Below are 13,977 nucleotides of genomic sequence, written 5' to 3' on the forward strand. Positions count from 1 at the left end.
CATGGCACGCTTTTTCATCGACAGGCCGATCTTTGCATGGGTCATCGCCATCTTCATCATGGGTGTCGGCGTGCTGTCGATCCTCACGCTGCCGGTCGCACAGTATCCCCAGATCGCGCCGCCCACCGTTTCGGTGAACGCGGTCTATCCCGGCGCCTCTGCCGAAACCGTCGCGAACACCGTGACGCAGGTGATCGAACAGCAGATGACGGGCCTCGACGGGATGCGCTACATCTCTTCCAGTTCGACGTCTTCGGGCACGTCGACCGTGACGCTGACCTTCGAGACCGGAACCGACCCCGACATCGCGCAGGTGCAGGTTCAGAACAAGCTGTCGCAGGCCACGGCCCTGCTGCCCGAAGTGGTCCAGCGGCAGGGCGTGACGGTGCGGAAGTCGTCCTCGGGCTTCCTGATGGTGATCTCCCTGATCTCGGAAGACGGTTCGCTGGACGAAACCGATTTGGGCGACTACCTGGCGACCAACCTCGTGAACGAGCTCAGCCGCGTGGAGGGCGTGGGAAGCGTACAGGTCTTCGGCGCGCAATACGCCATGCGCATCTGGCTCGACCCGGCAAAGCTCGCCGCTTTCGAACTGACCCCGGCGGACGTCGTGGCGGCTGTCGCCGCAGAGAACGCGCAGATTTCGGCCGGCGCCTTCGGGTCGCTTCCCGCGGTGGAGGGTCAGCAGCTCAACGCGACCATCACGGCCCAGTCGTTGTTGCGGACACCGGAGGATTTCCGGCAGATCGTGCTGCGGGCCGAAACCGATGGCGGCCTTGTGCTGGTGAATGACGTCGCCCGCGTGGAGATCGGCGCGGAAAGCTACGCCACCATCTCACGCTACAACCGCAACCCGTCGACCGGCATGGCGATCAGCCTTGCCCCCGGCGCGAACGCGCTGGACACGGCCAACGCGGTAGAGCAGCGGATGGAGGAACTGGCCCAGTTCTTTCCCGAAGGCGTGGATTACGTCGTGCCGTTCGATACGACGCCTTTCGTGACCATCTCGATCGAGGAAGTGATCAAGACACTGGTCGAGGCGATCGTGCTGGTGTTCCTTGTGATGTACCTTTTCCTTCAGAACTTCCGTGCCACGCTGATCCCCACGTTCGCGGTGCCGGTCGTGCTTCTGGGGACGTTCGGGGTGATGGCGCTGCTGGGCTTCTCGATCAATACCCTGACCATGCTGGCCATGGTGCTGGCCATCGGCCTGCTGGTGGACGACGCCATCGTCGTGGTCGAGAACGTCGAACGCATCATGGAGCAGGAAGGCCTGAGCCCGGTGGAGGCGACGCGCAAGTCGATGGACCAGATCACCGGGGCTCTAGTGGGCATCGCGGTGGTACTCTCGGCCGTTTTCGTGCCGGTGGCCTTCTTTCCCGGTTCGACGGGTGTGATCTACAAGCAGTTCGCGGTCACCATCATCTCGGCGATGACCCTTTCGGTGGTGGTGGCGCTGACGCTCACGCCCGCGCTCTGCGCCACCATGCTCAAGCCGAACGGCCACGGGAAGAAACGGGGCCCCTTCGCCTGGTTCAACACGGGCTTCGACGGGTTGCGCGGCGGATATACCCGGCTGGTCGGCGGCATCGTGCGCCATCCCTTCCTCAGCGGGATCGTCTACCTCGCGATCATCGCCGCCATGGGCGCGCTGTTCCTGCGGACCCCGCAGGGTTTCCTGCCCGACGAAGACCAGGGCATCCTGTTCACGCTGGTGCAGGGGCCCACAGGCTCCACGGCCGACCGGACCCTCGACGTCATCAAGCAGGTCGAGGATTACTACCTCACCCAGGAGACCGAAGTCGTGGACTCCGTCTTTGGTGTCGTCGGCTTCAGTTTCGGCGGGCAGGGGCAGAACCAGGGTATCGTCTTCGTCCGGCTGAAGGACTGGGAAGAACGCAAGGAACCGCAGCTCAGCGCTCAGGCGTTGGCGGGGCGGGCCTTTGGCGCCTTCAGCCAGATCCGGGGCGCGATGGTCTTTCCCGTGGTGCCTCCGTCGGTGATCGAACTCGGCAACGTGTCGGGTTTCGATCTCTACCTGCAGGCACGCGGCGGGCAGACGCACGAACAGCTTCTGGATGCGCGCAACCAGCTGCTTGGGATGGCGGCGCAAAGTCCGCTGATCGCGTCGCTCCGGCCCAATGGCCTGGAGGACGCGGCGCAGTTCAACCTCGATATCGATTGGCGCCGGGCCGGCGCGATGGGGGTTTCGGCCACCGACGTGGGCAACCTGCTGACGATTGCCTGGGCGGGGCGCTACGTGAACGATTTCATCGACGAGGGGCGGATCAAGCGTGTCTACGTGCAGGGCGAGGCCGACGCGCGGTCCGGTCCATCGGACCTCAAGAAATGGCGCGTGCGCAATTCCAGCGGCGGGCTCGTCCCGTTCTCCAACTTTGCGGATGCCAGCTGGACCTACGGGCCACAGGGGGTGAACCGCTACAACGGCGTGCCGTCGATGCAGTTGCAGGGGACTCCCGCCCCCGGCACCAGCACGGGCGAGGGTCTGGCGGAACTGGAAAGGCTGGCGTCGCAACTCCCGCCGGGTTTCGCTATCGCACCCACCGGGCTGTCGCTGGAGGAACAGGAATCCGGCAACCAGGCACCGCTTCTCTATGCCTTGTCCCTTGCCGCGATCTTCCTCGCGCTCGCGGCGCTTTATGAAAGCTGGTCCATTCCCTTTGCCGTGATGCTGGCGATGCCCATCGGCGTGCTGGGCGCGCTGACGGGGGCCTGGCTCGGCGGTTTCGAGAACGGGGTGTTCTTCCAGGTCGGTCTGCTGACGGTGATCGGTCTGACCGGCAAGAACGCGATCCTGATCGTGGAATTCGCCCGCGACCTGCGTGACCAGGGCGAAAGCATCATCGACGCGGCGCTGGATGCGGCCAGGCAGCGTTTCCGCCCGATCGTCATGACGTCGATGGCCTTTTCGCTGGGCGTGCTGCCGCTGGTGCTCAGCAGCGGCGCAGGTTCGGGCGGGCGCACCGCCATCGGCAGCGGCGTGCTGTCCGGCACCATCGCGGCAACGGTCTTTGGCGTGCTGTTCGTGCCGTTCTTCTTCGTGATGATCGCGCGCCTGACCCGCCGCCGCAGGAACGCCTGAATGCCCCAGCCCGGGCGGGCCGGGGACAGGCATCAGCCTTCCTTGTAGTAATAGCTGTAACCGTTCAGTGCGGGCGCACCGCCCAGATGCGCATAAAGCACGCGCGAGCCCTCCGGGAAGAAGCCATTGCGTGTGAGATCGATCAGCCCCTGCATCGACTTGCCCTCGTACACCGGGTCGGTCATCATCGCCTCCGTCCGGGCGGCAAGGCGGATCGCCTCGTTTGTCTCTTCGGACGGAACACCATAGGCAGGGTAGGCATAGTCGGCATTGATCACGACGTCCTCTTCGGTGATCTCCTGGCCGAGGTCGACCAGCTCCGCGGCGTTCCGGGCGATTTCCGTCACCTGGGCCCGGGTCTGCGCCACCGTGCCGGAAGCGTCGATGCCGATCACCCTGTCCGCGCGGCCCTGCGCCTTGAACCCGACGATCATTCCCGCCTGTGTCGACCCGGTGACGACGCAGACCACGATGTATTCGAAGGCGAAGCCCAGTTCCTTCTCCTGCTCCGCCACCTCCTCGGCGAAGCCGATGTATCCGAGCGCGCCGTACTTGTGCACCGAAGCGCCGGCGGGGATGCCGTAGGGTTTGCCGCCGGCGTCGCGGACCGACTGCATGGCGTTTTCCCAGCTTTCGCGAATGCCGATGTCGAACCCGTCGTCGACCAGCCGCGACTCCGCCCCCATCAGCCGGGTCATCAGGATGTTGCCCACGCGGTCATAGACGGCATCGAAATGCGGCACCCACTTTTCCTGCACCACCACGCATTTCATCCCGATCTTGGCGGCGGTCGCGGCGACCATGCGGGTATGGTTCGACTGGACACCGCCGATGGACACCAGCGTATCCGCGCCCGACGCCAGCGCATCGGGCACAATGTATTCCAGCTTGCGCAGCTTGTTGCCGCCCATGGCAAGGCCTGAGTTGCAGTCGTCCCGCTTGGCGTAGATTTCGACCTTGCCGCCAAGCGCTTCGGTCAGTCGCGGCAAATGTTCGATCGGCGTCTTGCCGTACGTCAGGGGGTAGCGTTCGAATTTTTCCAGAAGGGACATCATCATCTCCAGTTTGACTGGCGCCAAGGTAAAAGGACCGTCCTGAAATGTCGTCTCTAACTGGCCGGGGCGTTTTTGCTTCTCATCGCCTGAAGGCCGCGAATCTGGTGCCTGATATTGTTTGATGACAGAAATCTGAACTATCCTTTCATCGTCCCAAACCGGGAATCAGCCTGAACCGGAGCCCGCATCCATGAAACAACCCCCGCAAGAGCCGCTTGGCCGGTCCGAACTCAACCTGCTGCGCCTGCTGCACAAGGATGCGCGGCAGACCAACGCCGAACTTGCGCAGCGCATCAACGTCAGCCCGGCGACCTGCCACCGGCGGACACAGCGGTTGTTCGAGGAAGGCTACATCACCGGGGTGCGCGCCATGGTCGATCCGCAAAAGGTCGGCCTGGGCGCGCTCGTGATGGTCGGGATCGTGCTGGACAGGTCCACGCCTGAAAGCTTTGCCGCCTTCGAAGAGGCGATCGCGGACGAGGACGCGATCCTCGACTGCGACCTCGTGGCGGGCGATTTCGACTACCTCCTGCGGATCCGCGTGTCGGACATGAGCGACTTCAACCGCCTGCACACCAGCAAGCTGATCGCGCTGCCCGGCGTTCGGCAGGCGCGGACCTTCTTTGTCATAAAGGAGGTCAAGAGCAACGCCCCCCTGAAATTCTGAGCCGGCCATCGCTGCCCGCGCCGCAACTTGGGGGTTGATGATCCCCCGACGCGGGGGGATGCTGCGCCGAACCTGTCACGCATCGAAGGGCCGATACAGATGACCGAAACCAATCCCGCCACCCGCCTCCCCGGCACGCCGGCCAAGGCCGGGGCATGAGCGGCTCTTTCTCGCGCAGCCAGCAAACGCGCAAGCCGGGCATCACGGCCACCACCTCCGGGGTCGTAGCCGCGCAGCACGTCGTCGCCGCCGAAGTCGGCGCGGATGTGCTGGCCGCAGGAGGGGATGCCGTGGATGCCGCCGTGGCCGTGAGTTTCGCCATCGGTGTCGTCGAACCCTGGATGTCGGGCCCTGCCGGCGGCGGGGCGATGATGCTGTGGCGCGCGGACGAAGGCCGTGCCCATGCGCTGAACTACGGCATGCGATCTTCGGCGGCCTTGGACCTCGACCGCTATCCGCTTTCGGGCGAGGGCAAGGCGTCGGACCTCTTTCCGTGGGAGAAGGTACTGGAAGACCGGAACGTCACCGGCGCCACCTCGGTCGCCGTTCCCGGCACCGTGGCCGGGATTTCTTCCGCCCATACCCGCTTTGGCCGGATGGCCTGGGCCGAGCTTCTTGCGCCCGCCGTCGATCTGGCGCGCAAGGGTCTGCACGTGGACTGGTACGCGGCGCTTGTCATCGCGGCCAGCGCCCGCGACCTCGCCCGCGACCCGGACGCCGCCGCGATGTTCCTGGACGACGGGCAATGGCCCAAGGGGTCCGGCTGGACCGCGCTGGCTGAGCAACGGCTGGACCAGACCCGCATGGCCGACACGCTCGAACACCTCGCCCGCGAGGGCGAGACGGCCTTCTATCGGGGCGATATCGGGCAGGCGCTGGTGCGGGACGTCACCGAAAAAGGCGGCTTTTTGACCATGGAAGACCTGCGTGACTATCGCGTCGCCTGGACGGATTCACTGGCCATTCCGTTCCGTGACGCGACGGTGCACGCCGTGCCCGGCCTTACTGCCGGTCCCACGCTCGCGGATGCCCTGACCCGTTGGGAGTCGGATTACGACGCCCGCGACGCCGCCAGTCCTGCGGCGCATGTTGCACGCGCCGATGGCCTGCGGGCCGCCTACGCGGAACGGCTGGCGCACATGGGCGACCACGAAAGCGCAACCGCACCGGGGTGCACGACGCATTTCTCGATTGTCGACCGCGCGGGGAACATGGTCGCCATGACCCAGACGCTGCTGTCGATCTTCGGGTCCAAGGTGGTTTCTCCGGGCACGGGGATGCTGCTGAACAACGGGATCATGTGGTTCGATCCGGAACGCGGCCGGCCCAATTCGATGGCACCGGCCAAGGCCTGCCTGATGAACGTCTGCCCCGTGATCGGGGAAACCGCGCACCGCCGCTTCGCGCTTGGCGCGTCGGGCGGGCGCAAGATCATGCCGGCGGTGGCGCAGATCAGTGCGCACCTGATCGAACAGGACATGTCGATGCAGGAAGCGATAGAGGCCCCTCGCCTCGATGCTTCCGGCGGGCCGCAGGTCGTCGCGGATGAACGCCTGGCCGGCCCGGTCACCGAAGCGCTTGCCGCCCGGTTTCCGGTGGCGCAGGCGCAAAGGCTGCCCTTTCCCTTCGCCTTTGCCTGCCCCGCCGGGGTGATGCGCGAAGGTGCCACCAACTCCGGCACCACCGAAACCATGTCGCCCTGGGGCGACGGCGTTGCCGAACCCGACGCGGCGCGGAAACGCACATGACCCTGCGCGACGCGGCCTGCGCCCATGTCGAAGCCTATTTCGACAGTGGCGACTTCCAGCGCGATCTCGCCACGCTGGTGTCCCGCCCGACCGAAAGCCAGGATCCGCGCGGTGTGCCGCACCTCGAGGCCTACCTGCGCCGGGACATGACCCCGCTGCTGGAGGCCATGGGGTTCACCTGCCGCATCCATGACAACCCGGCGCCCGGCGGCCCGCCGATCCTTACTGCCGAGCGGATCGAGGACGCGGCCCTGCCCACGGTCCTGAGCTACGGTCACGGCGACGTCGTGCGCGCGCAGGAGGACCGGTGGCGCGCCGGGCTTGCCCCCTTCGATCTGGTGGAGGAAGGCGACCGGCTTTACGGGCGCGGGGCAGCCGACAACAAGGCGCAGCATCTCATCAACCTGCGCGCAATCGATGCGGTTATCCGGGCGCAGGGGCGGCTGGGGTTCAACGCCAAGATCATCATCGAGATGGGCGAGGAAACGGGCTCCCCCGGCCTGCGCGAATTTTGCGCTGCCAACGCCGATCTGCTTGCGGCGGATATATTCATCGCCTCGGACGGTCCGCGCCTGCGTCCCTCGGTCCCAACGATCTTCACCGGCGCGCGCGGCGCCGTCAGTTTCGATCTGGACGTGACGCTGCGCGACGGGGCCAACCACTCAGGCAACTTCGGCGGCCTGCTGGCGGATCCGGCGATGATCCTTGCCCATGCGCTGGCCAGTATCACCGACGCGCGGGGGCAGATCCGCATTCCCGAATGGCGTCCGGACAGCCTTGGTCCGCGCATCCGCGAGGTGCTGGCCGCCCTGCCGGCCCACGACACCGGCATCGCGCTGGACGACGACTGGGGCGAGGCAGGCCTGAGCCCGGTGGAGCGGGTGTTCGGCTGGAACAGCTTTACCATACTGGCGATGACCGCCGGCGCGCCCGAGGCGCCGCTCAACGCCATTGCAGGATCGGCCCGTGCCACCTGCCAGCTTCGCTTCGTCGTCGGCACCGAGGTCGACGGGATACTGCCAGCGCTGCGCCGGCATCTCGACCGCGAGGGGTTCGGCAAGGTCAGGATCGTGCCTCAGGCGGATGGCGCCTTTCCGGCAACCCGGCTCGACCCCGATCACCCCATGGTCCGCTTTGCCGCCGCCGCGGTCGCCCGTGCAACGGGCGTGGCACCCGACATACTGCCGAACCTGGGCGGGTCACTGCCGAACGACTGCTTTGCCGACGTGCTGGGCTTGCCGACGATCTGGTTGCCGCACTCCTACGCGGGCTGTTCCCAGCACGCGCCCGACGAACACGTGCTGAAGTCGCTTTCGCGACAGGCCCTGCTCGCGGCCGCCGGTCTTTTTGCCGAGTTGGCCGAGGATGGGCTCCCCAGGGACTAGTCCCGGCAAGCGGCCCGCGCAGGTTGGCAGAGCACCCCTTGTGCCGGGCGCTTGCCATGGGCGACCGCATGATATACATATGCTGGGTGTATATCCATGATCCGAGGGGCCAACATGCAAGTTGCGAAATGGGGAAATTCCCTCGCGGTCCGGCTGCCTGCCGACCTTGTCCGGGAACTGGGGCTGAAGGAGGGCGACCAGATCGACCTGGTGAAGGACGAAGGCACCGTGTTTGTCCGCCGTCAGCCGCGCGCCGATGAAATCCTGCAAGGTCTGCGGCGGTTCCGGGGCAAGCTGCCCAAGGACGCGCGCCTGAGCCGCGACGCCGCGCATGAGCGCTGAGTTCGCGGACACGAACGTTGTTCTCTATCTGCTGGACGACGGTCCCAAGGCCGAACGGGCCGAAGCCATCCTGGGGCAGGGGCCCCGGATCAGCGTTCAGGTTCTGAACGAAGCGATGGTCAATTGCCGGAGGAAAGCGGGGCTCAGCTGGGAGGACACGCAGGCATTCCTCGCAGGAATCCAGTCCCTGTGCCCTGTAGAAGATCTGACGGTCCGGACCCACGTGGTGGGCCGCGCCCTGGCGGAGAGATATCGGCTTTCCGTCTATGACGCGATGATCGTGTCTGCCGCCCTGATCGCCGGATGCACGACATTGTGGAGCGAGGACATGCACGACGGTTTGCTGGTGGAAGAGCAGTTGCGCATCGTCAATCCTTTCTCCTGATCGCAAGGATTGGGGGCCGTGCGTTGCCAAGATACGACCGAATGTCTCCCGCGTTCTTTTGCGGCGGGCTGGAGGGGCCCCGCGTGACCGGACCAAAGGGCGCGACTGTCATGCGCGCTATGAAGCGCGATTGGCCAGTCCCGCCAGCATCCGGTGGTACGCGACCTTGTCCGACAGCACGACGCTGCCCTGCGGCAGACCGAGCAGCCGGTCACAGATCAGACCTTCGGCCAGCATCCTTGTGTCGAGTTCCGCGGTTGCGGCATCGGTATTACCGGCCAGAGCGGCCGTGAGGATACGGGACAACGCTTGCCGCCGCCCCTGCGCCAGGCCGACGATCACCTCGGCGGTAAGGGCCGGGTCAGCCACATCGAAAGTACCGTCCTCGACCCCTTCGACGATCATCCCGGTCAGGATGGGCTGTATCATCGCCGAGTTCGCTTCGAAAATCCGCTGGAAGAGGATATCGTTGCCGGGGCGGGCCAGCACCTCGGCGAAGACCTGCAGCGACTCCGGGTTTTCGGCATGCGAGCGCAGGGAACCGGCGATGAAGGCGTTCAGGCGGGCAAGCGCGTCACCGGCAGTCTGATCACGCGCGGCCTCGGCAGCCACCATGGCCTGCTGCGTCAGTCGGGCGACGATCTGGGTGAGCAGATCCTCCTTGGCGGTGAAATGATGGTAGAATCCACCCCGCGAGATGCCGGCGGCTTCCAGCACGTCGGCGATCGTCACGATCTCCCATCCGCGTTCCATGAACAGCGCCTGCGCGGCGTCGAGGATCGCCTCGCGCCGGTCGGATGCGGCCATCCGGTGACGACGATGTGATGTCTGCCGTTCGGTCATTTTCGATGAATTCTTGCCAACCTACCGACAGTCGGTATGTAAGGTGGAGGTCCGCCCGTCAAGCCGTGCGGACCCGACTGACGCAAGGAGACGCCCGAGATGGACAAGACACCCGAGACCGCCGAGCGTCCCCGCCCGCTCGATTTCAAGACGGATCGCGGGGCGTCCCGCTCTGTCTGGATCGCCGCAGCGATCCTCGCGGCGCTGGTTCTCTGGATGGGGAGCGGGTTCATCCTGCCGTCCGAGACCGAGGCCCCGCAGCAGCAGGTTGCAGACAAGGAGCTCGCTTCCGTTCTGGTCCGAACGTCGCAGGCCGAGCAGGTGACGCTGACGTTCCAGGCCGAGGGCCAGGCGCAGCCCGACCGGGACACGGCGCTGCGCGCCGAAGCGACCGGCGACATCGTCGAGGTTCTGGCTGACAAGGGCGAGAACGTCGAGGCCGGGCAGTTGATCGCGCGGCTCTCGTCCACGCGGGCCGAGGCCGATCTCTCCCGCGCCGCCGAAGAGCGCGCCCGCGCACAGCGCGAGATCGACAATGCCGAGCAGCTTCTCGAGCGCGGCGTCGGCACCGCGGACCGGGTCGCAGAGGCGCGCGCGGCCCTGGCATCGGCCGAGGCGCAGGTGATCGCCGCCGAACAGGCGCTGGAGGATCTGAATATCCTCGCGCCCTTCCCGGGACGGATCGAGACCTTGACCCTCGATGTGGGCGAGTTCGTCTCGGCGGGCGAAGAAGTCGGGCGCATCGTCGACAACCAGCCCCTGACCGTGGCGATCCAGGTGCCGCAGCAGTCACTGAGGCAGATACAGAACGGACAACCGGCCGAGGTCACTTTCATCACGGGCGAGACGCGGCAAGGCGAGGTGACGTTCGTCGGCACCTCCGCCGCGGCCGAGACGCGGACATTTCTTGCCGAGATCGAGGTCGCCAACGAGGACGGCGCGATCCCCGCCGGGGTCTCCGCCGAGATCCTGATCCCCACCGGCCAGACGATGGCGCATTTCGTATCGCCCTCGATCGTGTCTCTGAATGCGGACGGCGAGATCGGCGTCAAGACGGTCGAAGACGGTACCGTGCGCTTCTATCCGATCCAGATCGTCAAGGCCGAACTGCAGGGGGTATGGGCCACCGGACTGCCCGACACGGCCCAGATCATCACCATCGGCCAGGGCTTCGTTCAGGCCGGCGAACAAGTCCGTGCCCAGACGTCCGACACGGAGAACGGCGATGTGACCAGCGCCGCGCGCGCACCGCAGGACGGCGCTTCGGAGGATCGGGAATGAACGCGATCATCGACGCTGCCTTTTCGCGCAGCCGGGTCATGATCCTCGCGCTGGCGATGATCCTGGGCGTGGGTGCCATCGCCTACGTCTCGATCCCCAAGGAAGCGAACCCGGAAGTCCCCCTGCCACTGGTCTACGTGTCCACCGGCATCGACGGGATCAGCCCCACGGATGCAGAGCGGCTGCTTCTGGAACCGATGGAGGCCGAGTTCGGTGCCATCGAGGGGCTGGAGAAGATGTCGAGCGAAGCCGCCGAAGGCTTTGCCAGCGTGCAGCTCGAGTTCACCGCCGGCGGCGACATCGACGAGGCGCTCGACAAGGTGCGCGAGGCGGCAGACCGCGCCGAGGGCGAACTGCCCGAGGACGCCTATGACCTGACCGTGACCGAGATCAACACGGCGCTCTTTCCGATCATCACCGCGATCCTGTCTGGACCGGTCCCCGAGCGGACGCTGAACGACCTCAGCGAAGATGTACAGGACGCGGTCGAGGGTCTTCCGGGCGTTCTGGAGGTCGATATCGGCGGCGCGCGCGATGAGTTCCTCGAGGTGCTGATCGACCCGACCGTCTTTCAGACCTACAACCTCAGCTTCGACGCGCTGACAAGCCAGTTGCAGCGCAACAACCGCCTGATCGCCGCCGGGGCCATCGAGACGGGCGGTGGGCGCATCGTGCTGAAGGTGCCGGGACTGATCGAGAACCTCGAGGACGTGATGGCGATGCCCGTCAAGGTCGACGGCAACACGGTCGTCACATTCGGCGACGTGGCGACGGTCCGGCGGGCGTTCGAGGACCCGACCGGCTTTGCCCGGATCGACGGCCAGCCCGCGCTGGCGCTCGAGGTCAAGAAGCGGTCCGGCGCGAACATCATCGACACCGTGGCGGCGGTGCAGGAAACGATCGAGACGATGCGGGCCGACTGGCCGGATTCGGTCGATGTCACCTACCTGCAGGACCAGAGCGAGCAGGTGAAGACCCTGCTGTCGGACCTTGAATCGAACGTCATCGCGGCGGTGATCCTCGTCATGATCGTGATCGTCTTCGCGCTCGGCCTGCGATCGGCGGTTCTGGTGGGCCTGTCGATCCCCGGCGCTTTCCTCGCTGGCGTCACCGCGCTCTGGACCATGGGATACACGATGAACATCGTGGTGCTGTTCTCGCTGATCCTCGTGGTCGGGATGCTTGTCGACGGTGCGATCGTCACGGTTGAACTGGCCGACCGTCGCCTGCAGGAAGGCGACGATCCGAAGACGGCCTATTCCCATGCCGCCAAGCGGATGGCATGGCCGATCATCGCCTCGACCGCCACCACGCTCAGCGTGTTCTTCCCGCTGCTGTTCTGGACCGGGCTCGTTGGCGAATTCATGAAGTTCCTGCCGATCACCGTGATCCTGACGCTCTTCGCGTCGCTCTTCATGGCGCTGATTTTCATCCCCGTGGTGGGCGGGCTGATCGGCAAGCGCCAGCCGCAGACCGCCAAGGCCAAGGCCGCGCTTCATGCCGCCGAGGCGGGCGACCCGCGCGAGATCGGCGGGTTCACAGGTGCCTATGTCCGCCTTTTGGAGAAGGCCATTCTGCGCCCTGCCACGACGCTCATCCTCGCCGTGGCACTGCTTTTCGGCGGCTTCGCGATCTACGGTGAGTTCGGCCGGGGGATCGCCTTCTTCCCGTCGATCGAGCCCGAGTTCATGCAGGTCGAAGTGCGCGCCCGCGACAACCTTTCGATCTTCGAACGGGACGCGCTCGTGCGGCAGGTCGAGGACAGGCTCATCGGGCAGGACGGCGTGGCCAGCGTCTATGCACGTTCCTCCATCGGAGCGGGTCAGGGTGACGAGGAGGTCATCGGCACCATCCAGCTCGATCTTGTCGACTGGGACCAGCGCCGCAGCGCGGCCGAGATCGGCGCCGACATCCGCGACGAGATGGCCGACATCGCCGGTATCGACGTGCAGGTGCAGACCGAGAGCGGCGGCCCGACCAGCGGCAAGCCCGTGAACCTGCAGGTTACGGCCGGATCACCCGAGGCGCAGGGCGCGGCCGTCGAACAGGTGCTCGCCGTCATGGAGCGTGTCGGCGGTTTCACCGACGTGACCGACACGCGGCCGCTGCCCGGCGTCGAGGTGGCGATCAGCGTCGATCGGGCCGAAGCCGCGCGTTACGGTGCCGATGTCAGTCTGCTCGGGCAGGCGATCCAGCTTCTGACACAGGGGATCACGGTGACCGACTACCGCCCCTCCGACGCGGATGGCGAGCTCGACGTGCGGGTCCGCTTCCCGAGCGAGGAGCGGTCCCTGTCGGAGCTTGGAAGCCTGCGCGTACCGACCTCGGCGGGGCTGGTGCCGATCTCCAACTTCGTGTCCTTCGCGCCGGTCGAGCGCATCGGTGTCGTGCGTCGCATCGACGAGGAACGGGTAACCACCATCGAGGCGAACGTCGCCCCCGGTCTTCTGGTCAACGATCAGATCGCCCAGCTGGAGGCGGCCCTTGCCGCCGCCGATCTGCCGGAGAGCGCTTCATACACATTTGCAGGGGAGGCCGAGGACCAGCTGGAATCGATGATCTTCCTTGCGAGCGCCTTCGTCGCGGCGATCGTGCTGATGTTCGTGATCCTGCTTTTGCAGTTCAACAGCTTCTTCCAGGCGGCAGTGGTGATGAGCGCGATCGTCTTCTCGGTCGGCGGGGTGCTTCTCGGGCTCGTGATTACCGGCCGCCCCTTCGGCGTGGTCATGGGGGGTGTCGGCGTCATTGCCCTTGCAGGGATCGTGGTGAACAACAACATCGTCCTGATCGACACCTTCAACGATCTGCGCAAGTCCGGCATGGCACCGCTCGAAGCGGCGCTGCGGACCGGCGCGCAACGCTTGCGCCCCGTCGTCCTGACCTCGGTGACGACCGCACTCGGGCTCCTGCCCATGGTCATTGGCCTCAACATCGATTTCTTCACGCGCGAGATCGTCTACGGTGCGCCATCGACGCAATACTGGACGGAGCTTTCCAGCGCGATCGCCGGCGGGCTCATCGTCGCCACGGTCCTGACGCTGGTGGTCACGCCCGCAATGCTGATGCTTCGGGAAAAGCGCGAAGACCAATCCGACACCCGATCACGCGATTTCCAAACGACATAGTCGGACTGCAGCGCACGCCGCTTCGGTCCTGCTACATCCGGCG

The 13,977-nt window shown here is 65.9% G+C and carries 10 protein-coding genes; 8 read left to right on the forward strand and 2 right to left on the reverse strand.

Annotated elements, in window-relative coordinates; genetic code table 11:
- Position 1 precedes the first annotated feature (1 nt).
- Positions 2-3,103: an efflux RND transporter permease subunit gene (locus tag BOO69_RS20665; protein WP_071974254.1), complete on the forward strand. Its 3,102-nt coding sequence runs from the start codon at positions 2-4 to the stop codon at positions 3,101-3,103.
- A 32-nt stretch (positions 3,104-3,135) separates the two neighbouring features.
- On the opposite strand, the gene BOO69_RS20670 is transcribed toward BOO69_RS20665, so the two are convergent.
- Positions 3,136-4,155 (reverse strand): 1-aminocyclopropane-1-carboxylate deaminase, encoded by a 1,020-nt coding sequence (locus tag BOO69_RS20670; RefSeq protein WP_071974343.1) that lies wholly within the window; start codon positions 4,153-4,155, stop codon positions 3,136-3,138.
- 193 nt (positions 4,156-4,348) lie between these two features.
- On the opposite strand from BOO69_RS20670, the gene BOO69_RS20675 reads away from it, so the two are divergent.
- The 5 genes from BOO69_RS20675 (at position 4,349) to BOO69_RS20695 (ending at position 8,685) form a co-directional block, all read left to right on the forward strand.
- A complete protein-coding gene (locus BOO69_RS20675) occupies positions 4,349-4,825 on the forward strand; it encodes an Lrp/AsnC family transcriptional regulator (protein ID WP_071974255.1) in 477 nt (158 codons plus the stop codon).
- A gap of 155 nt (positions 4,826-4,980) precedes the next feature.
- On the forward strand, positions 4,981-6,573 hold the full coding sequence (locus tag BOO69_RS20680; RefSeq protein ID WP_071974256.1) for a gamma-glutamyltransferase: 1,593 nt from the start codon (positions 4,981-4,983) through the stop codon (positions 6,571-6,573).
- Positions 6,570-7,958, forward strand: coding sequence for a M20 family metallopeptidase (locus tag BOO69_RS20685; protein WP_071974257.1), 1,389 nt, complete (start codon positions 6,570-6,572; stop codon positions 7,956-7,958). Before BOO69_RS20680 ends, BOO69_RS20685 begins: the two co-directional genes overlap by 4 nt.
- Positions 7,959-8,072: 114 nt before the next feature.
- A complete protein-coding gene (locus BOO69_RS20690; RefSeq protein WP_071974344.1) occupies positions 8,073-8,300 on the forward strand; it encodes an AbrB/MazE/SpoVT family DNA-binding domain-containing protein in 228 nt (75 codons plus the stop codon).
- Complete coding sequence (locus BOO69_RS20695; protein ID WP_071974258.1) at positions 8,290-8,685, forward strand: PIN domain-containing protein; 396 nt, start codon at positions 8,290-8,292, stop codon at positions 8,683-8,685. Before BOO69_RS20690 ends, BOO69_RS20695 begins: the two co-directional genes overlap by 11 nt.
- A gap of 117 nt (positions 8,686-8,802) precedes the next feature.
- Here BOO69_RS20695 and BOO69_RS20700 read toward each other — a convergent pair whose 3' ends face one another.
- On the reverse strand, positions 8,803-9,492 hold the full coding sequence (locus BOO69_RS20700; protein WP_071974259.1) for a TetR/AcrR family transcriptional regulator: 690 nt from the start codon (positions 9,490-9,492) through the stop codon (positions 8,803-8,805).
- 135 nt (positions 9,493-9,627) lie between these two features.
- On the opposite strand from BOO69_RS20700, the gene BOO69_RS20705 reads away from it, so the two are divergent.
- Positions 9,628-10,809 (forward strand): efflux RND transporter periplasmic adaptor subunit, encoded by a 1,182-nt coding sequence (locus BOO69_RS20705; protein WP_071974260.1) that lies wholly within the window; start codon positions 9,628-9,630, stop codon positions 10,807-10,809.
- Positions 10,806-13,934, forward strand: a complete 3,129-nt coding sequence (locus tag BOO69_RS20710) for an efflux RND transporter permease subunit (RefSeq protein ID WP_071974261.1) — start codon at positions 10,806-10,808, stop codon at positions 13,932-13,934. The genes BOO69_RS20705 and BOO69_RS20710 overlap by 4 nt, the downstream gene beginning before the upstream one ends.
- The last annotated feature ends 43 nt before the right edge of the window (positions 13,935-13,977 follow it).

Origin of the sequence: Sulfitobacter alexandrii (assembly GCF_001886735.1) — a bacterium.
Lineage (GTDB): Bacteria > Pseudomonadota > Alphaproteobacteria > Rhodobacterales > Rhodobacteraceae > Sulfitobacter > Sulfitobacter alexandrii.